Below are 20,584 nucleotides of genomic sequence, written 5' to 3'. Positions count from 1 at the left end.
TTATGGGAACTTTAAATGCACGGGTCGACGAACGGTTAATTCATGGTCAAGTTGCGACAATTTGGACACATTTATTAGATGCTGATCGGATTATTGTTGTCAATAACGAAGCGGTTCATGACAAATTACAAATCGGCGCGTTAAAATTAGCTAAGCCAACTGGTGTGAAGTTATCGATTTTATCAGTTGAAAAAGGTATTTTAAATATTAATAATGGTAAGTACGCTGATGATAACTGCTTCTTAATTACGCGTAATATTCAAGACATGAAGACGTTGATTGATGGTGGGATTCCGCTAACCGCCTTTAATGTTGGTAATATCGCGCCACGAGAAGGTTCACATGCAATTAAAAAATCAGTGGCACTCACTGAAGATGACGTGCAAGCTTTGCGGACATTATTAGCAGATGGAATTAAAATTACGGCCCAAATGGTGCCAACAGAAAGTGATGCCTCAATTGAGACATATTTAAAGTAGGTGGAGATTATTATTCTTGAAGTAATTGAACAACAATATGAGTCCTTAAGTAAGGGCCAAAAACTAATTGCCGATTTTGTTTTAAAAAATCCCGCGGCGGTTGCCAAAATGACAACAGCTGAGTTAAGTCAACGCGTCTCGGTGTCAGCGGCGACGGTTGTCCGTTTTTGCCAGCGCCTAAATGTTGAAACTTTTGACCAATTTCGTATGGCGATTGTCAGTGAAATATCTGCTGAACAATCCGACTTAGTAGATACGGTAATTGAAGCCGATGATTCGCTGGACTTATTAGCTCGGAAAGTGTCTAAAATTTATAGTTCGAGTACGGAAAAGGTGTTGGGTTTATTAGACTTATCGCAATTGGAAAAAGTTATTCAATTAGTCGACCAAGCCAAAACGGTCTATCTTTTGGGAATTGGTACTTCAGGAATTGTCGCTTACGATTTGTATCATCGCATGAATCGCTATGGTATTAAGACGTTTTACGAAACGGATGCGCACATGAACTTGGAATTTCTCAGTAATGCAACGACTGAAGATGTGGTTATCGCGATTTCTTATTCTGGCAAGACCAAAGAAGTTAATGTCGGCGTTCGCAATGCCCGCGGTAAAAATATTAATGTGGTGGCTATCACTCGTGACCAAGCCAGCCCGTTGCAGTCATTAGCAAATATTAATTTGCTAGTGCCAAACAATGAACGGCTTGTTAGAGTTTCGGCCATTACGTCTAAAATCTCGACCATGTTTGTTACTGATTTATTATTCATGGGATTAATGCGCCTTCACTTTGATCATGCTTATACTTCGGCGATTGATACGAACGAAATTGTCCACGATCTCAAAGAATGAAATGGAGGTAAATGATGTGAGTAACTTTCAATCCGTAACTGAGACCCGTAACGCAAATACGCTGAACATTGGTACCTTGGATGGCTCGGCAATTGCGGCCTTAATTGCCCATGAAGACGCGGCAGTCCCACAAGCGGTAGCTAAAGAAGCTGATAATATTGGTCAAGCCATTGAATTGGCAGCGCAACGCTTTAAAAATGGTGGGCGCCTGATTTATATTGGCGCTGGAACTTCAGGTCGGCTGGGTGCTTTAGATGCCATTGAATTGACACCAACTTATGGCGTACCAGCATCGCGGGCTTTTGGCCTATTGGCTGGTGGTCAAAAGGCGATGTACGTTGCCGTTGAGGGTGCTGAAGATTCCAGAACTTTAGCCGTTGATGACTTAAAGGAACAACGGCTAACGGATGCCGACGTAGTAATTGCCGTCGCAGCTAGTGGTCGGACACCCTATTGTTTAGGGGCACTAGACTATGCTAATGAATTGGGTGCTTTAACAATTTCGGTCACTTGTAATCCTGATAATCCAATGCAAGCTAGCTCACAAGTCGCAATTAATCCAGTTGTGGGTCCAGAAGTTATTACGGGTTCAACACGGATGAAGGCGGGGAGTGCGCAAAAGATGGTCCTTAATAGTTTGTCGACTGGCATTATGATTAAGTTAGGTTATGTTTACGAAAATTTGATGATTAATGTTCAGGCTACAAATGAGAAGTTGGTCAAACGTTCGATTGGAATTTTACAACAGATTTTGCCACTCTCAATGGACCAAGCACAAACGCTATTTGAAACAGCGCATCATAATATTGCGGTTGGTATTATCATGCATAAGAAACAGTTGGCATATCCAGCAGCACTAGCCTTATTTGAACAAAATCATGGTGACATTAATCAAATTGAAGGGATCTACGCGTAATGAAACCTAATTTACTATTATTAAGTCATGGCAAGATGGCTCAAGAAGCGTTAAACTCTGCGGAAATGATTGCGGGTAAGATTGAAAATGTGGCGGTGGTCTCGATGGCGGCCGATGATGGACTAAGCGGAACTATTGCAAAAATTCAAGCTGCAGTTGATCCAACGGTACCAACGATTGCGTTGGCAGATTTATTAGGGGGAACGCCTTGTAATAGTGTCGTTAATGTAGCTGCGACGATTCCTAATCTGCATGTCATGGCGGGACTGAATCTGGGAATGATTATTGACTATGCTCTGAGTAGTGAACAAGATGTTGATAAATTGATGCAACAGTTGGCACAGACCGGGACTCAAGGTGTTCAAATCGTTAAAGATGATGAATTAGACCTCGATGACTTAGACGAATAGTGAAAGTGGGGGCCTACTATGGGGAAGATAGGACTGTACTTTATCATTATTTTCTTTGCTAATACGATTGGTGCGGTTTCCGGTATGGGTGGGGGCGTGATTATCAAGCCGTTACTCGATGCATTTAGTGGCGACCGCTTGGCGACAATCGGCTTTTATTCCAGCTTAGCCGTGTTTGTGATGGCAATTGTTTCAACGGCTAAGAATATGTCTAAACCAGCAACTAAAAAGTTACTCGATTGGACTGAAGTGACCTGCTTTGCGGTCGGCTCATTGATGGGGGGAGCCTCGGCGATTTTGTTTTTAATGCCTTTCGTCGTTGGCTATTAAATGAACCACTAGTAAATTTAATTCAAATAGGCGTGTTAGTGATTATTTTAGTGATTTCATTAATCATGTCTAAACCTGGAAAATACGAGTTTGGCAAAATTGTCCGCCAATTATTATTTGTTGTCTCTGGGATATTTTTAGGGGCGCTTTCCACTTTTCTTGGGATTGGTGGCGGACCAATTAATGTTGCCTTGCTAATTTACGTGTTTAGCTTCAGCTCAAAAAAAGCAGTATTATACTCAATTGTCTGTATTTTCTTTTCGCAATTGATGAAATTATTGGTGAACTTACCATTTATAAATGGGCTAGGTTTAAGCATCAGCATTGTGGTGACAATTATGATTGCGGCCATTTTAGGTGGCTATACTGGAGCGACAATCACCAATAAAATATCTGACCGGCAAGTATTAATATTTTATAAGTTAGTTGTCATTTTTGTGATTGGTTTGAATATTTTCAATGGTATGAAACTAATCATGTGGTTGACGTAGTCAGAATCGGAACTAAATAAAAAATCATTTCAGTTGGGGTGCCCAGACTGGAATGATTTTTTATTTAGGTGCTACTTTTATCAAATCTAAACGATAACTTTACGAAACGATAATTAAAGGTTTACACCGCGGGCCTATAATGGGCTTTGTAATCGAAATAAAGAAATCGGGTGACGACGGTCTTATGAAGCAACTTGGCAAGTGGTCAATGGTGATTGGCCTAGGAATTTTATTAACTAGTGTGAATACGCTCGTTCGGTGGCATCAGCCACACCCGGTTTCCTTTCGATGAGGTACCGTCAACGGTCATGCCGGTATTACAGCATCGGCAACAGACCAGGGTGATATTGCCAGTACATTTGCGACAAACGGCACCAATGACACCGATGCAACCACCGCACCACCGCCAACACTATTGGCAGACGGGAGTCCGCGTGGGCATGTTTAAGGCGCCAACACCATGAATATCACGGTCAAAAGTGGGTAGGTTTCAACACAACTTTGGGGATTAATTACATACTTAGGTGGGCCTTGCTAATGGGGATTAGTGAGCTAAGCACCGTAATTAAAAAGGACGCGAAATTGAATTCGCGTCCTTTTGTGGCTTATTTGGCTTTTTTCTTAGCTTTAGCAGGATGTTGTTTCTTTTGTTCGCGCAACAAATCTTTAAAAGCATCAATCTCGCTCGTATGTTTTGTGACCCATTCTTTATAGTTAGAATGGGAATCAGTATCACTGATCTTTAAGCCAGTTTCTAACCAGAATAATGCTTCGGTCAATGAACCGAAGTTATGGAACCACAAAGTGTGACCATTGTCGGAGTCCATGGCAACGTATGACTTGTAATGTGGTGTTAAGAAGGTATGTTTAACGATCTTAAAGGCTGCGCGGCGCCGCGTTAACTTGTAATCTGGCAAAATGTAGCGACCAGGATGTTTTAACCGCGGGACTGAGTTTTTCCGTTGTTCCTTGTATTCGGTCAGCATTGCTTTGGCGCGGTCGGCAGTGATGAGCGAAATATCGAATTTTGACATAGCAGGCTCCCCCTGATAGTTGCATATAATTATTAATATTTATTAATTGTACTTAGTAGTGAATTAAGTCTTACGTATTTAATGATAGCGCAGTTTTACTAAAAGTCGTAGTATAAAAGCCCGAAAATCTTGGGAAATTTACCATCTTAGTGCAAACTTAACTTAATCGTGGCGCGGCAACTTTTTTAGGGCCTTTCCAAATATTGGTGAATGCGTAATTGCCGTTGTGAGTCAGTAGCAATTCCAGTAGTCGTGGCGACCGGTTCGAGCCAAAAAGCGGTCTCGAACCTCACTTTGAAGCTCGTCCAAACCCGACAATCTTCAAAGATGTCGGTGCCGTAAGTCCGGCAAAAGACAGCCGAACTAACGCCACTTGCACGGCAACTTCCATTGCTGCTGACTCACAACTAAATAGATTTTTCCATAAGAAAACGTGGTCACTGTTGACGTAGTGATTAATTGGTTTATCAGTGATTTGGTGGTGTCGGTTATGCTGGTTGTAGATTCACCAATGTAAATGAAATCTTAGCTTTAAGAATTGAAACGGTGATGGGCATTGCTAGTCAACTATTGCTGCAGTTAGACGCTAATTTTAGATTGAACCAAGCTAAACAAAATTTTGAAAAAGATGTACCCAAAAATTCATCAGAGAAATTTCTAAAGCCGTATGCTTGGGTAACGGATTGACCAGACCGGTAATGAGATAAATGCTGCTGATTTTCATATATAAAAATAGAAGCGGATGGCCGTTCTGACTAATCAGAATTTTCATTCGCTTCTATTTTGATGGTTGATATATTAATTAGGGTAAATCGTTACCAGCTGCCAAGTAAATGTCATACCATTCTTGGCGACTCAATTCGACCTCGACTCCCGCAGCATTTTCAGCCAAATGTTTGGGATTCATCGTGCCTAAAATGACTTGCATGTGAGCGGGATGCCGTAAAATCCAAGCCGTGGCAATCGCACTCTTAGTGACGTGCTTGGCGTCCGCTAATTGTTGCATGGCGTCGTTTAGCTTTGGAAACTTCGGATTATCTAAGAAGATCCCGGCAAAGTTCCCGTATTGATATGGCGACCAAGCTTGGATTGTCATGTGATGCAACCGTGAGTATTCGATAATTTGGCCATCATGGTCTAAGCTCGGCGTATCTTGCATGTTCGTGTGGAACCCGAATTGGATGGGGCCAGTATGCATGACGCCAAATTGTAATTGGTTGATGATTAATTTTTGATTCAATTCGGCTTGTAACAGTTCAACTTGCATCGGATTGAAGTTGGAAACCCCGAAGTGCCGGACTTTACCACTGTTTTGTAATTCATTAAAGGCCGCGGCAATTTCACTCGGGTCCATTAAGGCATCGGGCCGGTGGAGTAGGAAACTGTCTAAGTAGTCCACGCCTAAACGGTCGAGTTCACCATCCACTGCGTCGAGCAAATGTTGCTTGGAAAAGTCGTAGCGTTGCCCGGGTACGATGCCACCCTTACTTTGAATGAAGAGTTGGTCGCGTGACACGTGGCTTTGCTTCAGTGCTTGCCCGAAAATGGTTGAAGATTTACCGCCACCATAAATGTCGGCGGAGTCGATGTAGTTAATGCCGAGATCCACGGCGGTTTCGAGTACCTTAGTGGCTTGGTCGACAGTGAGTGCGTCCATGCGCATAATACCTAATGCGACGGCCGATACTTGAAGATCGCTATTGCCAAGATTAATTTTTTTCACGATAAGTAGCCCCCTTGAGTTTAGTTTCAGTATACGAGTTTGAATCATAACTGTAAACGGTTGCACTTCTTTGTCGCCGGTTGTGCCTAGTCAAACGTGTGGTGGGGTAGACCTGGAGCCAAAGGGCGGTCTCCAGGGCGCTTTGAAGCATGGCTGATCTTTTGTATTTGATATGTAGTGGTTATGTGGATATTAATGTGGGAATTTAGCAGTAGGGAGTTTACTGGGATTACTGGCAATAGGGTCGTAACGTGCAAAAATCAGCTGAGGGTTGTGCTTGCTAATTTTTTATGGCGAGTGGCACAACTGTATTTTCGGTAAGGGGTAAGGCGTTTTATTAATAGTGTGGTGATATGTTCGTTTGGAAAGCTTGCAACAGTGTTTGAGGTAGGGATTTTATAGCGGTTACTGGCGATAGGGTCATAACGTGCAAAAATCAGCTGAAGGTTGTGCTTGCTATGCCTAGCCAGAATACCATCGCCAAAACCGCGACGATATTCTGGCTAGGCTAGGCAATGCTCACCTTCAACCCGCTGATTTTTGCACTCAAAAAAGTAGAACCCAAGGCTTCTCAACTTGAGTTCTACATGTATGAGGAATAATCCTGATTAGCACGCTTTGATTCAGTGTTCTTGATACGTTACACCTTCATGCTATTCAATTTTACGTGTGTCCAACTTCTAACGGACTAACCCGTATTTAATGTTGCTATCTGCTGTAGTCGATCAAAAGTGTTTCTTACCTTGATTCATGACTCTAAACGGGTTTTAACGAAAGTCGAACTCGCGTTTAAAACTTGGTAATGTCTTCGTAACAGACACGCACCTCCGTTTAAACTTTTAGACCTGAGCCTACAATGGAACTGGTACTAGTGGAACTGATATGTGGTCATTGGCAACACCCTGTTTCAAACTAACTGTTAAAACTAAAGTCTAGCTAACGCCAATTGATACTTCATTATGGTTATCCTTTATTTGAGGGTCCACGTTCAGCCATCCAACGTCAATCTCCCGACACTCGTTAGACCGATAACGCATTCAAACAACGCCCAAAATGGTTCGATAACGACCAATACTTGTCATACTAGTTGCCTAGCTTATTGCGACAACCATGTCTCATTGAGAAGCTTTGCTAATGAGGATTAATTCCTTTCCTCACCTTGTATACTAACAGGGCTTGTAAGCGTTTGCAATAGAAAGGGCTTAAATTTTTAAATTTAATTTTCTAACTAATAAAACGCTGATGTATCAACGCTTTGAGCGCTTTGGATATTGCCAGACAAACTTCATTTTAGCGCCAATTAGTATCATCGCCAAAATGAATTAAAATAGCCTGATAATCCTAAAAAGTTATCTATTAAAATGGAGCCGGCAGCCACTAAGTGAGTTACCGCGCCCTTTGGCCCCAGGTCTACCCCACGGTGACTCGCTTAGTGGCTGCCGGCGACCCACCGCTATATAAATATGAAAATAAAATTGATTAATTTTGCGATATTTCATTGAAACGTCATTATGGGAACGTATAATTGAGAGTAAGATTGAAAACGTTTTACTTGGGGGTTATGTAATGAAACGCATCGCAATTAGTAAGATTAGTCGGGTCCGTTTTTGGGACAGCTTGAATGTCCTACGTGCCGGTATTTTAGGCGCTAATGACGGTATTATTTCAGTTTCGGGTATCGTGCTGGGTGCCGCGGGAGCTGATATGAATAATACGACGTTGTTTTTTAGTGGCTTAGCCGGGATGATTGCGGGCGCCTGTTCGATGGCCGGGGGCGAATATATCTCGGTCAGTGCGCAACGCGACGTGCAGCGGCAAAAATTAGCCCAACAACAAAGTGAAACCAAATTAGATGAGGAAACGTCGTATACTTTAATTAAAGCAATCGATGTTTTGAATCCATTACACGCATCCATCTCATCGTTTTGCGCCTTCATCTGTGGCGCGGTGATTCCACTGATGGCGATCAGCTTGTCAACTGATCGCTGGCGAATTATCAATACCGTCGCTGCGATGATTGTGGCGTTAACGTTGAACGCGGTAATTAGTTCGTTACATTCAAACGTTTCGACGACGCGCACGATATTACGTAACATTTGTGTCGGCGTCTTAACGACGATTTTAACTTATGCAATTGGGACGCTATTTGGCGTTGCTACGGCAGGATAGAGAAAGAGGGAGCATAATGTCATTTTTAGAAGTTAAAGATTTACATGTTCGCATCAATGATCCAGAAAATGAAGATACGCGTGAAATTTTAAAAGGCGTGAATTTAACCATTAAGACCGGCGAAACGCATGCCATCATGGGACCGAATGGGACGGGGAAGTCGACCTTGTCGGAAACTATCATGGGCAATCCTAATTATGAAATTACGCAAGGCGATATTTTAATCGACGGCCAAAGTTTAGTGAAGTTACCCGTTGATGAACGGGCGCGGGCCGGGTTATTTTTAGCTATGCAATATCCAGTTGAAATTAAAGGGATTACGAACTTGGAATTCATGCGCGCGGCCATTAATGCCCGCCGTGATGACGATGACCAAATGTCCATTCGGGAATTTTTAGCCGAACTCGACCGTAATTTAGCGGTGTTAAATATGTCAGAATCGATGACGCGCCGTTATTTGAACGAAGGGTTCTCGGGCGGTGAAAAGAAACGCAACGAAATTTTACAATTAATGATGATTAAACCAAAATTTGCAATTTTGGATGAAATTGATTCCGGGCTCGATATCGATGCCTTACAAGTCGTGGCTAAAGGGGTCAATGCCATGGCGTCACCCGACTTTGGGACGTTAATGATTACCCACTACCAACGGTTATTGAACTATATCAAACCCGATTTTGTGCACGTCATGATGGACGGGCGCATTGTCAAAACGGGCGATGCCCAATTAGCGGTGAAGTTGGAAGCTGAAGGGTACGCCGGCTTACGCGACGAGCTCGGGATTAAAGCCAAGTTAGTCGATGATGATGTAACGGAGGCGGACGCCGATGACGATTAAACAAGTTCCTGACTGGTTCACCAAACGGCAAGCCGCGGCGGCCAAAGCGGCGGCAAGTTTACCGATGCCCACGTTTGAACGGTTTGATTTTCACCGCTGGGCGTTAGATACGGTCGCGGAAGTGCCAGCTGATACGACGGCGGTGCCAACGGATTTAGGCGACCAAAATGTGGTCACGTTCGGTGATCAAACGGTCCACGTCCAATTAAGCGCGGCAATGCAAGCCCAAGGGGTCATCGTTGAAGATCTGCAGACCGCCTTGACGGCACATAGCGACTTAGTTGAAAAGTATTTAATGACGACGGCCGTTAAGTATGATGAAGACCGGTTGACGGCCTTTAACTTGGCGCATTTGAATCATGGGTTATTGATTTATGTGCCCGCCAACGTGCAAGTCGACGAGACCTTGCAAGTCTTAATGGTCCAAAATAGCTTAACGACCACGAATTACTTCGGCCACGTCTTAGTGATTGCTGACCGGAGTAGCTCCGTTAAAATTTTGCAACAACTAGAGACCCGTGGCGACCAAGCGAACCACTTCCATTTGATTACTGAAGTGTTGGCGTTGGAAAATAGTCACATTGAATTTACTGGGTTGGATTTATTGCATCAAAATACTACGGCTTATTTGAATCGCCGCGGCTATTTGGCCGACGATGCCAAGATTGACTGGGCCTTAGGGGTCTTCAACAATGGGCAAACGATTGCCGACTTCGACTCCGATTTGCGGGGCAAAGGTTCCGACTCAGAAGTCAACGTCGTGGCACTATCTGGTGGGAAGCAGCGGCAATGTATCGACACCCGGGTGACGAACTTTGCACCGCATTCTACTGGTAACATTGCCCAACGCGGGGTTATCTTGGGTAGTTCTGAACTCGTCTTTAATGGCATCGGCCAAATTATCAAAGGCGCTCACGGGGCCCGGGCTAATCAAGAAAACCGGGTATTAATGTTATCCGATAAAGCCCATGGCGATGCGAATCCCATCTTATTGATTGATGAAAACGATGTGTTAGCGGGACATGCGGCCAGTGTCGGGCGCGTCGACGAACATCAGATGTATTATTTGATGAGTCGCGGGATTTCAAAGCCGGTTGCCCAACGCCTCGTTATTCGCGGCTTCTTAGGCGACGTCTTAGTGAAGTTACCATCAGAACAACTCCGTGATCGGATGATTGCGGTAATCGAGGGGAAACTAAAAAATGAGTTGGCCAATTAATGAAATTCGCGCCGATTTTCCGATTTTAGACCAACGCATCAATGAAGAACGGTTGGCCTATTTAGATAATGCGGCCACGATGCAGTCACCATTACCCGTTACCCGGGCAGTAGATGCGTATTACGCAACGACCCATTCAAACGTGCACCGCGGCGTCTATACGTTGTCCAATCAAGCTACGGCAGCCTATGAAGGGGCCCGCCAAAAAGTAGCGACCTTTTTAAACGCGGCGAGTGCTAACGACATCGTCTTCACCCGTTCCACGACCGAAAGTTTGAATCTCGTGGCGTGTGGCTTTGGTGATTTAGTCGTTCACGCGGGTGACGAAATCGTGATCTCGGTAGCGGAACATCACAGTAACTTAATTCCGTGGCAACAACTCGCTGCACGGGCGGGTGCCACGCTAAAATATATCGAATTAAAGACGGATGGTACGTTTGATATGACGAGTGCCGCCGCGCAAATTACGTCCAAAACTAAAATTGTGGCCGTCGCCCAGGTCGGCAACGTCATGGGGGCCATTAATCCGGTGACGGCATTAGCCCAAATGGCGCATCAAGTCGGTGCCTACTTAGTCGTTGACGGGGCGCAAGCTGTCAGTCACTTGCCAGTGGATGTCCAACAACTTGATGCCGATTTTTACGCCTTTTCCGGACATAAAATGGGCGCACCGACGGGGATTGGGGTTTTATATGGCAAACCCGCCTTACTGGAACAGATGGACCCAGTCCAATATGGTGGCGAGATGATTAGCCAAGTGACGCGCACAACGGCCACTTGGAAGGCCGCCCCGCTGAAGTTTGAAGCCGGTACGCCTAATATTAGTGGCGCGATTGGCTTAGGCGCGGCTATCGACTATTTACAACAATATGGCTTAGCTAATATCCAAACGTATGAACATGAATTAATGGCGTCACTGTTACCACAATTACTGGCGCTACCAGGAGTAACCGTCTATGGCCCCACCGACCCCGCATTACGTGGCGGCGTGGTGGCCTTTAACATTGACGGTTTACATCCCCACGATGCCGCAACGGGCTTGGATTTATTAGGCGTGGAAGTTCGCGCCGGCCATCATTGCGCACAGCCGTTGATGCAAGACTTGGGCGTCAGTGCGACCGCCCGAGCTAGTGTCGCGTTATATAACAATCAAACTGACATCGATCAATTGATCGATGGGATTAAACAAGTAAAGGAGTTCTTTTTGCATGAGTCTCGATCAAATGAGTAGCTTATATCGTGAAGTCGTGCTCGACCACGCGCAACATCCCCATCATCGCGGGTCACTAGGACCAGATAGCTTACACTTTACGTTAGAAAATCCAACTTGTGGCGACGTGATTGACGTCAGCGCTCAAGTCAAAGATGGGACCATTGCCGCTGTCGAATTTAGTGGTGATGGCTGTACGATTTCACAAGCTTCAGCGAGCATGATGACGGTCGCCTTGACCCATCAGCCGGTCGCTAAAGCCCGCCAATTGATTTTAAGTTTTTCCAAAATGATTACCGGCGAAAAGATTTCCGCTACCGATGAACAAGCGTTAGGCGATGCCAGTTTGTTAGCCAGTGTGGCAGAGTTTCCGGCCCGGATTAAGTGTGCGACCTTAGCTTGGCACGCCCTGGATGAATTATTACAAAAAGAGGAGGCCTAATTTATTATGAGTGATGATGTTGAATCAATCGTTAAAGGTACCGAAGATTACGACTACGGCTTCCATGATGACGTGACCCCAGTATTTTCAACGGGGCATGGGTTGAGCGAGGATGTGGTCCGCGCCATTTCTGCCGAAAAGCACGAACCACAATGGATGCTCGACTATCGGTTAAAGGCCTATGAAGCTTACCAGAAGATGCCGATGCCGGAATTTGGCCCGGATTTAAGCGGCCTCGATTTAAAAAACATGTTGTACTACCAAAAAGCGACCGATAAAAAGTATCGTGACTGGAATGATGTCCCGGAAAAAATCAAGACGACTTTTGACCGGTTAGGGGTCCCTGAAGCCGAACGAAAATATTTGGCGGGTTCTTCAGCGCAATATGAATCGGAAGTGGTCTACCACAATATGCGCGACACATTTGAAAAAATGGGCATTATTTTTACCGATACCGATACGGCGTTACAAGAATATCCCGAATTATTCAAGAAGTGGTTCGGTAAACTCGTTAAGCCGACTAATAATAAATTTGCGGCGTTGAACAGTGCCGTCTGGTCAGGTGGCACGTTCATCTATGTGCCGAAAGGGGTCCACGCCAAGACACCTATCCAATCATATTTCCGAATTAATGCGGAAAATACCGGTCAATTTGAACGGACGTTGATTATCGTCGATGAAGGCGCCAGTGTCGATTATGTGGAAGGGTGTACCGCCCCCAAATATGATTCGGATAGTTTACATGCTGCCGTCGTCGAAGTTAACGTGCAAAAGGACGCTTACTGCCGCTATACGACGATTCAAAACTGGTCGAATAACGTGTATAGTCTTGAAACTAAACGGGCTGCAGCCGCTGAAAATGCGACGATGGAGTGGGTCGACGGTAACATGGGCTCCAAGATTACCATGAAGTACCCTTCCGTTTATTTGAACGGTCAAGGGGCGCGGGGCACGATGCTTTCGATTGCGGTTGCCGGTTATAACGTTGACCAAGATACCGGGGCACAAATGATTCATAATGCGCCGAATACGTCGTCGTCCATCGTGTCGAAGTCCATCGCCAAAGATGGTGGCGCGGTCGACTATCGCGGGAAAGTCCGCTTTGGTCGTAAAGCAGATGGCTCGATGGCCCACGTCGAATGTGACACGATTATTATGGATGACAAGTCCTCGAGTGATACGATTCCATACAACGAGATTTATAATGGCAACGTGGCGATGGAACATGAAGCCAAAGTGTCGAAAATCTCCGAAGAACAGTTGTATTATTTGATGAGTCGTGGGATTTCCGAAAAGAAAGCCACCGAAATGATCGTCATGGGCTTCGTGGAACCATTCACGAAGGAATTACCGATGGAATATGCGGTTGAGTTGAACCGCCTAATCAGTTTTGAAATGGAAGGATCGATTGGCTAATGGCAACTACCACGTTTAAAGACCAAGCGTTTCAAGCATTAAGCAACGTCATTGACCCCGAGTTAGGCGTTGATTTAGTTGATTTAGGGCTGATTTACGATGCCCAACTCACCGATGAAGGTGTCGCCGAGATTACGATGACCTTAACGATTGCGGGCTGTCCGTTAACTGACTGGCTCGCTGGGGCGATTCACGACGAACTCATCAAGCTGCCCGGTGTCAAAGAAATCGAGATTGAAATCACTTTCGAGCCGCTTTGGAACGAAGATATGATGTCCCGTGAAGCTAAGATGCAGTTGGGGTTGTATCGGTAGTTATTACCGCCTCCAGCCCGGTGAAACGCCACCGTGGCGCAGACCTTGAGCCAAAAAGCGGTCTCAAGGGCGGTTTTAAGCCTGACCCAAACCGTCAGTCTCAAAACACGGCGCAAGTTCTAAGCAGCCAAAAAACGCCTGCTAAGAATTTCGACGCGGCGACATTTCACCGGGCTTCCGGCTACGATACCCAGTGTGCTTTTGAATAAAATTTTAATTACAGCAGTGTTGGCTGATCATCTATCAGTTGGCACTGCTTTTTTTAATCTGGTTAGTGGCGGGTTACCGCTGACATCCAACTAAATTGATTTATAGATGCGATGGTGCGACTACATTTGGTGGTTGCGCCATTTTATTTGGTCGTTAGATACGCAGGAAACTGATGAATTATGATTGAATTGGTGAAGTCCAAGTAATGGCGTTATATGGACGGCTGGTAGCTTCGTAAAGTTTGCTGGCTACTTGTGTGGATTAGTAGTTAGAAGGCCTCCAATCGCCAGAATACTCCAAATTAACAGTATTCTAGTTGCTGATATGGTTGTGGAAATTTCAGATATGAATGAGCAGTACTAACCGATGATAGTTAGTACTGCTTTTTGCTAGATACTAGTTCACTAGTTATTGCTTGTAGTTGAGTGTCAACAATCTTACTAAACAGATAGGTCGGCTATCGGTATAAAAATAGTAATAAATGACCGCTATTTAATAAATATGAAAACAATTTTGAAAGTGAGCCACCGCATTTAAACATGGTCGTTACCATAATTGATTTTTTAACAAGTGAGCAGTTACCGCTTAGGCCAGCCACAGTTCGGTTCTAAATCACAAGCAACGACAGTTTCAGCCGGAAGCCAGTTAGGTGGGGCGCTGTGAAAAGGGTCTTAGTCAGCGTAGTGTGCTGGCTTAGAGCCTGGGTCGTGTTGGGGGACTGGGTGGGGTTCCCCGGCCGCCAACCGCCGGGGAAGACCGCTTTTTGGCTTCGCCGGGTTGCCCCACAGCGTCCCACCTAACTGGCTGGAGGCGCCAATCGTGAACCTAATTGGGCTTGAACGCAAAAAAAGAACCGTTGCCAAATAGCAACGGTTCCAGTGTTTATAAAGCACACATTACACAGATTTGAGGTGAGTGTAGGTTACACTCTTGGTAATGGCATCCATTTTTCGTAGCCATTGTAGTCTGCGGTGCGTAAGAGTTTTTCGGCGTTAGCCACCCGGTCTGCGGTTGGGGTTTCAATCCCTTCCAGCCGGTACTTGATTTTCATTTCGTGGTACTTCTTAACGCCGAGGGTGTGATAAGGTAACACTTCGACCTTTTGAACGACGTCGTTTGGAATGGCGGCGATGTAATCGCCTAATTTCTTCAGGTCGTCGTCGTAATCAGTCCGTTCGGGAACTAAGACGTGCCGGATCCACATGTCATGGTGTGTTTCACCCATGTATTGGATCATATCCAAAATGTTTTCATTACCGTATTGGGTCAACTGCTTATGCTTGGCAGAGTTAATGTGCTTGATGTCGACTAATGAGATATCAGTCACGGCCATCAAACGTTCAAACTTACCGAAAAATGGTTGGTCGCGGGTAAATGGTTGGCCGGCCGTGTCTAAGCAAGTGCTGATGTCCATCGCTTTGGCTTTTTCGAATAATTCTAAGACAAAGTCGATTTGAACTAACGCTTCACCACCACTGACCGTAATCCCACCAGTTTTACCCCAGAAGGCCCGGTATTTAGCCGCGTCTGCTAAGATTTCGTCGGTAGTATATTCATCACCAACATTTAACTTCCAAGTGTCAGGATTGTGACAGTACTGGCAACGCATGTGGCAGCCTTGCAAAAAGACCACGTAACGAATGCCCGGTCCATCCACTGAACCGAATGTTTCAATCGAATGGACATAGCCCGTCAAAGGTTCCTTGGTAGGAGTTTGATCTGTTGAAACTGATTTATTTTCCATGAGCCATACCCTCTAACTTACTAACTAATTTTAAACTTACATTTGTTCGAAGAATGTCCGTGAGATAACGTCATCTTGTTGTTCCTTGGTCAAGTCTGCGAAGTAGACACAGTAGCCAGAAACCCGGACCGTCAAAGTAGGGTATTCTTCTGGATGTTTTTGGGCATCAATTAAAGTGTCTTTATTGAAGACGTTGATGTTCAAATGCATCCCATCATTGTTCATGTAACCATTGAGCATGTTTACCAAAGTGTCTTTCCGTGATTCGAGGTCATGGCCTAACGTGTTAGGGGTAACGCCGAATGTGTTAGAAATCCCATCGGTAGCATAGCGGTATGGTAATTTAGCGGTTGAAAGGAGTGAAGCTAATGCCCCGTTCTTTTCAGCGCCGTAAGCTGGGTTAGCACCTGGTGAGAATGGTTCGCCTTTTTGACGGCCATTAGGAGTCGTCCCAGTGTTCTTCCCATAAACAACGTTTGAAGTGATGGTCAAAACAGAAGTTGAGAGCTTAGCGCCACGATAGAGATGATGCGTGTTCATCTTGGAGTAGAGTTCTTTAACTAACCATTTTGCAATGTCATCAACACGGTCATCGTTGTTCCCATAGCGTGGGTAATCGTTGTCAGCCTTGAAGTCAACAGCGATACCATCTTCGTTACGGATAACTTTAACATGGCCATACTTGATAGCTGAGATTGAGTCTGCGGCATGTGATAAGCCAGAAATCCCAGTAGCGAAAGTCCGGTCTAAGTTCGTATCCTTCAAAGCAAGTTCAGCAGCTTCGTAGTAGTACTTGTCATGCATGTAGTGGATGGCATTGAGTGAGTTAACGTAAGTGTCAGCTAACCAATCCATTTGCTTGTCGAACTTCTTCATGAATTCATCGTAGTCGATGTATTCAGATGAAATTGGTTCGTAAGCAGGGCCGACTTGGTCGCCAGCAATTTCATCACGGCCACCATTGATAGCGTAAAGAATCGCTTTAGCTAAGTTAGCCCGGGCACCGAAGTATTGAATCCCATCAGCAACGGGTTGTGCGGAAACACAGCACGCGATGCCGTAGTAGTCAGTACCCCATTGTACCCGCATTAAATCATCATTTTCATATTGAATAGTTGAGCTATCAATTGAAACTTGAGTCGCGTAACGTTGGAAATCTTCAGGTAAGCGGTCGGACCAAAGAATGGTGATGTTTGGTTCTGGCGCAGCGCCCATGTTGTCCAAAGTCTTTAAGATCCGGAAAGCCGTCTTAGTAACGTGATGACGGCCATCCACACCTAACCCACACATTGAAAGGGTTGCCCAGATTGGGTCACCAGAGAAGAGTGAGTTGTAATCTTCAGTCCGAATGAAACGAACCATCCGTAATTTCATAACGAATTGGTCGATGATTTCTTGGGCTTGGCTTTCGTTGATAACGCCATTTTCCAAGTCACGTTGGATAAAGATATCCATCGTCGTATCAATCCGACCAACGGACATAGCAGCCCCGTTTTGAGTCTTGATAGCTGCTAAGTAGCCGAAGTACATCCATTGAACAGCTTCTTGAGCAGTTGTCGCTGGCTTGCTAATGTCGTAGCCGTAAGTTGCGGCCATCTTCTTCATGTCGTCTAAAGCCCGATATTGGTCTTGAACTTCTTCACGAAGACGAATGACTTCATCAGTTAATTCACCATCACCGATGTGAGCAAAGTCGTTAGCTTTTTCAGCCATCAAACGGTCGATCCCATAAACGGCAACCCGTGGTAAGTCTGGAATAATCCGGCCACGAGCATAAGCATCTGGAAGACCAGTGATAATCTTGTAGTGACGTGCTTTCCGCATATCAGGGGTGTAAACATCGAAGACCCCTTGGTTATGGGTTTTACGGTATTCAGTGAAAATCTTGTCGTTTTCAGCATCTGGCTTGTAACCGTAAGCTTCTAAGGCATCGTCGGCCATCCGAATGCCACCGAATGGCATGAATGCGCGCTTCAATGGCTTGTCAGTTTGTAATCCGACAATCTTTTCTAAGTCCTTTTCAATGTAGCCAGGACCATGTGAAGTAATCGTCGAAACGACTTTTGTGTCAGCGTCTAAGACACCGCCAGCTTCACGTTCTTGTTTCTTTAATGCTAAAACTTTGTCGTTCAAAGTCTTAGTGGCCGCGGTTGGGCCTTCCAAGAAACTTTCATCACCGTTATATTGTGTGTAATTTTGTTGAATAAAATCGCGAATATTGATTTCTTCTTGCCAATGACCACCCTTAAAGCCCTCCCAGGCTTTTGGAGTTGTAGCTTTTCCCATTGTAATCATTTGTTTCGCCTCCATAATTAAGAACCAATTGGATTTTATACTTTAATAAGTATCCATTTGCATCATAACATTTTTTCTAATAAATGTAATCGCTTTCAGCGAATTATTTTCAATAAATTTCCTACGCCTATCAGGCAAAGTATTCGAAAAGGCTATACGGCGCAGTTATTTCACGTATTCAAAAAATTTATGAGAGAAAGTTAAATCAACGAAATAATTTTGGAATACTAAGTCGGCTAATTAGTTGCTATCAATCGAATTGCTAACGATTGTTTCGCTATGAAAAAGTAAGTGATGTTTTCTGTAAGTTTAAGGTTTTATGGATTGAGGTGGTTAGTCATTGCTTTTACGTTGAAGTTCGTTATGATAAAAGGGTATGAAAGTCTGTCAACATCTGTTTTGTGAGATGTCCCATGACGAAAGGTAGGCCAAACGTCCATGCTTGAAAGAATCGAAGAATATATTGATAAGTGTATTGATGCCGGTGATATTTACGGGGCATCATTTAGTTTAATTACGCCCAAAGGAATCAACCAGTACTATCATGGCAAACAAGGCCAAGATGAATTTGCCATTGGTCTCGATGCCTCGATGATTTATGATTTAGCGTCAGTCACAAAAGTTGTTGGGACGACCACTCGAATTTTCCAACTACTATCGGATCACACGATTCGGTTGGATGATTCAGTCGCCCGGTTCTTACCTGGCTTTACCCATAAAGAGCTGACGATTAAACAATTACTATTGCATAACAGTGGGTTACCCGCTGATATTGATAATTTGTCGGCGATGAATCGTGAAGATTTAATCAAAGCCGTCTATGAAGCCCCACTAGTTAATCAGCCCGGTGAAAAAGTGGTCTACTCGGACTTAGGGTATATCATTTTAGGCTGGATTATCCGCGCGGTGGATGGGTCGTTGGCCCGCAGTATCCAAGACCATGTTTGTTATCCATTAGCGATGACCAACACGGGTTATAATTTGAATCGGCCCAAGGTACGTTTCGTGCCGACTGAATTTGACCCCCGGCGCGGCCAAATTCAAGGCCAAGTCCACGACTACAAAGCTTTCTTGCTGAATGGTGAAAGTGGGCATGCTGGGTTATTTTCAACATTGACAGATTTGTCGGTCTTTGTTGAAATGATGCTGAACTTCGGTGATTACCAAGGCAAACGCGTGCTCGACGAAAACGTCTTTGACTGGTTAGGCGAATATGATGTTGATGGCCGCACCCTTGGTTGGGAACGCCGCGATGGCAAACATCAATATTTGCATACTGGTTATACTGGCCCCGCCATTGCTTTTGACTTAGATCGGCAAATCGGCTTAGTAATGTTGACCAATCGAGTTTATCCAACGAGTGATAACCATGTTTGGAATCGTGACCGTAATCACGTTTTCGACTTATTCTTTGGTGAATAATTGCCATAAAAAATACGCACGGCTGAACTTATCTACTATATATAGATGAGTTTAGCGGTGCGTATTTTTTTAGCTAGCGAGTGAGCCAACGCCAACCAGGCATCCGACTCAAACCACGGAAAATAATAAATCCGACAATCACGCCGGCACAGTTAGTGAGGACGTCGTCGACTTCGACCCAGCGACCGATATTAACGAGCCAATCTAAAACGAATTGGCCACATTCTAATGTTAAACCAGTAATCAGGCCTAACAAGATGGTCCGTCGCCAAGGAACGTGTGGATAGTTCCAAGCTAACAAGAATCCAAATGGAACGGTTAGCAAGATATTCAACCAAAACTCCGTATCCAGATGTTGGAATGGAATTAAGGTCATTTTTACTGGTCCCCATTGGATATAATCCGTAATGACGGTGCCACTAAAGTTATAAGCGGTTGGCGTGTAGCAAAAGGCCGTTAATACCCAAATAAACATTAGCAGGCAGAATTCTTTTAGCCGTTCCCAACGACCGAGCGACTGGTGCCAAATTTGCACTATTAAATAAACGAACAAACAACTAAGTAAGATAAATGGTAACCATGACAACATCCACATGCAGCTCCTTTTGCGACTATTATAGATAAAAACACGTCGATTGGCTATATCCGAAAATAAATATGCTAATAATAATGGCGGCTGTTGCTGGTTAATCGGGGCTGTGATGCAAAGCAAATCGTATTGAGGAGTAGGACGTGGCTTGAAAACTAGTCCCAATTTGGGGACTAATTGAATAAAAATGAAAAAACATGCAAAAAAACGTTGCAACTTTCATTTTGAATTGGTATATTAGTAAACGTTGCTGCTACGGCCGGTGCTGTTAGCACTGCGGAATTCATCAGTAATTATTGAAAATGGTTGTTGACAGCTTATTCAGTAATTGGTATGATTATTCCTGTTGTCACAACGGCAACCGTAACCGATTTAAATGATTTTGAAAGTTTGCTTCTTTAAAAAAAGATGTTGACAAAAATCACTTAAAACGTTATGATAATTAAGTTGCGTTAAGGAATTAACACAACGAATTAGACCTTTG

The 20,584-nt window shown here is 44.4% G+C and carries 19 protein-coding genes; 14 read left to right on the top strand and 5 right to left on the bottom strand.

Translation table 11 applies throughout. From position 1 onward, the window contains the following. Window positions 1–2 precede the first annotated feature (2 nt). The 6 genes from DY78_RS03065 to DY78_RS03040 are packed head-to-tail and all read left to right on the top strand — an operon-like array spanning window position 3 to window position 3,475. Entirely contained in the window at window positions 3–479 is a 477-nt protein-coding gene (locus tag DY78_RS03065; RefSeq protein WP_024625061.1) for a PTS sugar transporter subunit IIB, read from the top strand. Next, window positions 480–1,328 carry a MurR/RpiR family transcriptional regulator gene (locus tag DY78_RS03060; protein ID WP_024625060.1) on the top strand — a complete coding sequence of 283 codons (849 nt, stop codon included), beginning with the start codon at window positions 480–482 and terminating at the stop codon, window positions 1,326–1,328. A 1-nt stretch (window position 1,329) separates the two neighbouring features. Next, window positions 1,330–2,244, top strand: coding sequence for an N-acetylmuramic acid 6-phosphate etherase (murQ, locus tag DY78_RS03055; RefSeq protein ID WP_029779006.1), 915 nt, complete (start codon window positions 1,330–1,332; stop codon window positions 2,242–2,244). Then, a complete protein-coding gene (locus DY78_RS03050; RefSeq protein WP_024625058.1) occupies window positions 2,244–2,654 on the top strand; it encodes a PTS sugar transporter subunit IIA in 411 nt (136 codons plus the stop codon). The genes murQ and DY78_RS03050 overlap by 1 nt, the downstream gene beginning before the upstream one ends. A gap of 18 nt (window positions 2,655–2,672) precedes the next feature. Next, window positions 2,673–2,984: a TSUP family transporter gene (locus tag DY78_RS03045; protein ID WP_051385233.1), complete on the top strand. Its 312-nt coding sequence runs from the start codon at window positions 2,673–2,675 to the stop codon at window positions 2,982–2,984. Further along, on the top strand, window positions 2,909–3,475 hold the full coding sequence (locus tag DY78_RS03040) for a TSUP family transporter (RefSeq protein WP_082621213.1): 567 nt from the start codon (window positions 2,909–2,911) through the stop codon (window positions 3,473–3,475). The genes DY78_RS03045 and DY78_RS03040 overlap by 76 nt, the downstream gene beginning before the upstream one ends. Before the next feature lie 605 nt (window positions 3,476–4,080). On the opposite strand, the gene DY78_RS03035 is transcribed toward DY78_RS03040, so the two are convergent. Both DY78_RS03035 and DY78_RS03030 read right to left on the bottom strand, forming a co-directional pair. Then, a complete protein-coding gene (locus DY78_RS03035; protein ID WP_024625057.1) occupies window positions 4,081–4,509 on the bottom strand; it encodes a hypothetical protein in 429 nt (142 codons plus the stop codon). An 802-nt stretch (window positions 4,510–5,311) separates the two neighbouring features. Continuing rightward, on the bottom strand, window positions 5,312–6,232 hold the full coding sequence (locus DY78_RS03030) for an aldo/keto reductase (protein ID WP_024625056.1): 921 nt from the start codon (window positions 6,230–6,232) through the stop codon (window positions 5,312–5,314). Between the two features lie 1,566 nt (window positions 6,233–7,798). Between DY78_RS03030 and DY78_RS03025 the strand changes: the two genes are divergently transcribed. From DY78_RS03025 to DY78_RS02995, 7 genes are read left to right on the top strand one after another with little or no spacing between them, the layout of a single operon-like run. Then, complete coding sequence (locus DY78_RS03025; RefSeq protein ID WP_024625055.1) at window positions 7,799–8,401, top strand: VIT1/CCC1 transporter family protein; 603 nt, start codon at window positions 7,799–7,801, stop codon at window positions 8,399–8,401. Window positions 8,402–8,417: 16 nt separating this feature from the next. Next, window positions 8,418–9,239, top strand: coding sequence for a Fe-S cluster assembly ATPase SufC (sufC, locus tag DY78_RS03020; RefSeq protein WP_024625054.1), 822 nt, complete (start codon window positions 8,418–8,420; stop codon window positions 9,237–9,239). After that, window positions 9,229–10,458: a Fe-S cluster assembly protein SufD gene (gene sufD / locus DY78_RS03015; RefSeq protein WP_024625053.1), complete on the top strand. Its 1,230-nt coding sequence runs from the start codon at window positions 9,229–9,231 to the stop codon at window positions 10,456–10,458. Before sufC ends, sufD begins: the two co-directional genes overlap by 11 nt. Then, the gene (locus DY78_RS03010) at window positions 10,442–11,689 is read left to right on the top strand and encodes a cysteine desulfurase (RefSeq protein WP_024625052.1); all 1,248 of its coding nucleotides are present in this window, start codon (window positions 10,442–10,444) and stop codon (window positions 11,687–11,689) included. Before sufD ends, DY78_RS03010 begins: the two co-directional genes overlap by 17 nt. Next, on the top strand, window positions 11,667–12,110 hold the full coding sequence (gene sufU / locus DY78_RS03005; protein ID WP_024625051.1) for a Fe-S cluster assembly sulfur transfer protein SufU: 444 nt from the start codon (window positions 11,667–11,669) through the stop codon (window positions 12,108–12,110). The genes DY78_RS03010 and sufU overlap by 23 nt, the downstream gene beginning before the upstream one ends. A gap of 6 nt (window positions 12,111–12,116) precedes the next feature. Beyond that, complete coding sequence (gene sufB / locus DY78_RS03000; RefSeq protein WP_024625050.1) at window positions 12,117–13,526, top strand: Fe-S cluster assembly protein SufB; 1,410 nt, start codon at window positions 12,117–12,119, stop codon at window positions 13,524–13,526. Further along, on the top strand, window positions 13,526–13,840 hold the full coding sequence (locus DY78_RS02995) for a metal-sulfur cluster assembly factor (RefSeq protein ID WP_024625049.1): 315 nt from the start codon (window positions 13,526–13,528) through the stop codon (window positions 13,838–13,840). Before sufB ends, DY78_RS02995 begins: the two co-directional genes overlap by 1 nt. 1,132 nt (window positions 13,841–14,972) lie before the next feature. On the opposite strand, the gene pflA is transcribed toward DY78_RS02995, so the two are convergent. Next, window positions 14,973–15,794, bottom strand: coding sequence for a pyruvate formate-lyase-activating protein (gene pflA / locus DY78_RS02990; RefSeq protein WP_024625048.1), 822 nt, complete (start codon window positions 15,792–15,794; stop codon window positions 14,973–14,975). A gap of 36 nt (window positions 15,795–15,830) precedes the next feature. Continuing rightward, window positions 15,831–18,089 (bottom strand): formate C-acetyltransferase, encoded by a 2,259-nt coding sequence (gene pflB / locus DY78_RS02985; protein ID WP_024625047.1) that lies wholly within the window; start codon window positions 18,087–18,089, stop codon window positions 15,831–15,833. Window positions 18,090–18,527: 438 nt separating this feature from the next. Here pflB and DY78_RS02980 point away from each other — a divergent pair, with 438 nt between their 5' ends. After that, window positions 18,528–19,511, top strand: a complete 984-nt coding sequence (locus DY78_RS02980) for a serine hydrolase domain-containing protein (protein ID WP_024625046.1) — start codon at window positions 18,528–18,530, stop codon at window positions 19,509–19,511. Between the two features lie 73 nt (window positions 19,512–19,584). Here the strand turns inward: DY78_RS02980 and DY78_RS02975 are convergent, their stop codons facing one another. Beyond that, the gene (locus DY78_RS02975) at window positions 19,585–20,100 is read right to left on the bottom strand and encodes a VanZ family protein (RefSeq protein ID WP_024625045.1); all 516 of its coding nucleotides are present in this window, start codon (window positions 20,098–20,100) and stop codon (window positions 19,585–19,587) included. Window positions 20,101–20,584 lie beyond the last annotated feature (484 nt).

The sequence above is a fragment of the Lactiplantibacillus fabifermentans DSM 21115 genome (assembly GCF_000498955.2).
Classification (GTDB): Bacteria; Bacillota; Bacilli; order Lactobacillales; family Lactobacillaceae; genus Lactiplantibacillus; species Lactiplantibacillus fabifermentans.
This window is presented reverse-complemented; position numbering and strand designations above follow the sequence as displayed.

Bases quoted from the DNA above. Each gene is read 5' to 3' on its own strand.
- DY78_RS03065 (WP_024625061.1), top strand. From the start codon at position 3: ATGGGAACTTTAAATGCACGGGTCGACGAACGGTTAATTCATGGTCAA.
- murQ (WP_029779006.1), top strand. From the start codon at position 1,330: ATGGAGGTAAATGATGTGAGTAACTTTCAATCCGTAACTGAGACCCGT.
- DY78_RS03050 (WP_024625058.1), top strand. From the start codon at position 2,244: ATGAAACCTAATTTACTATTATTAAGTCATGGCAAGATGGCTCAAGAA.
- DY78_RS03045 (WP_051385233.1), top strand. From the start codon at position 2,673: ATGGGGAAGATAGGACTGTACTTTATCATTATTTTCTTTGCTAATACG.
- DY78_RS03035 (WP_024625057.1), bottom strand. From the start codon at position 4,509: ATGTCAAAATTCGATATTTCGCTCATCACTGCCGACCGCGCCAAAGCA.
- DY78_RS03025 (WP_024625055.1), top strand. From the start codon at position 7,799: ATGAAACGCATCGCAATTAGTAAGATTAGTCGGGTCCGTTTTTGGGAC.
- sufC (WP_024625054.1), top strand. From the start codon at position 8,418: ATGTCATTTTTAGAAGTTAAAGATTTACATGTTCGCATCAATGATCCA.
- sufD (WP_024625053.1), top strand. From the start codon at position 9,229: ATGACGATTAAACAAGTTCCTGACTGGTTCACCAAACGGCAAGCCGCG.
- DY78_RS03010 (WP_024625052.1), top strand. From the start codon at position 10,442: ATGAGTTGGCCAATTAATGAAATTCGCGCCGATTTTCCGATTTTAGAC.
- sufU (WP_024625051.1), top strand. From the start codon at position 11,667: ATGAGTCTCGATCAAATGAGTAGCTTATATCGTGAAGTCGTGCTCGAC.
- sufB (WP_024625050.1), top strand. From the start codon at position 12,117: ATGAGTGATGATGTTGAATCAATCGTTAAAGGTACCGAAGATTACGAC.
- DY78_RS02995 (WP_024625049.1), top strand. From the start codon at position 13,526: ATGGCAACTACCACGTTTAAAGACCAAGCGTTTCAAGCATTAAGCAAC.
- pflA (WP_024625048.1), bottom strand. From the start codon at position 15,794: ATGGAAAATAAATCAGTTTCAACAGATCAAACTCCTACCAAGGAACCT.
- pflB (WP_024625047.1), bottom strand. From the start codon at position 18,089: ATGATTACAATGGGAAAAGCTACAACTCCAAAAGCCTGGGAGGGCTTT.
- DY78_RS02980 (WP_024625046.1), top strand. From the start codon at position 18,528: ATGCTTGAAAGAATCGAAGAATATATTGATAAGTGTATTGATGCCGGT.
- DY78_RS02975 (WP_024625045.1), bottom strand. From the start codon at position 20,100: ATGTTGTCATGGTTACCATTTATCTTACTTAGTTGTTTGTTCGTTTAT.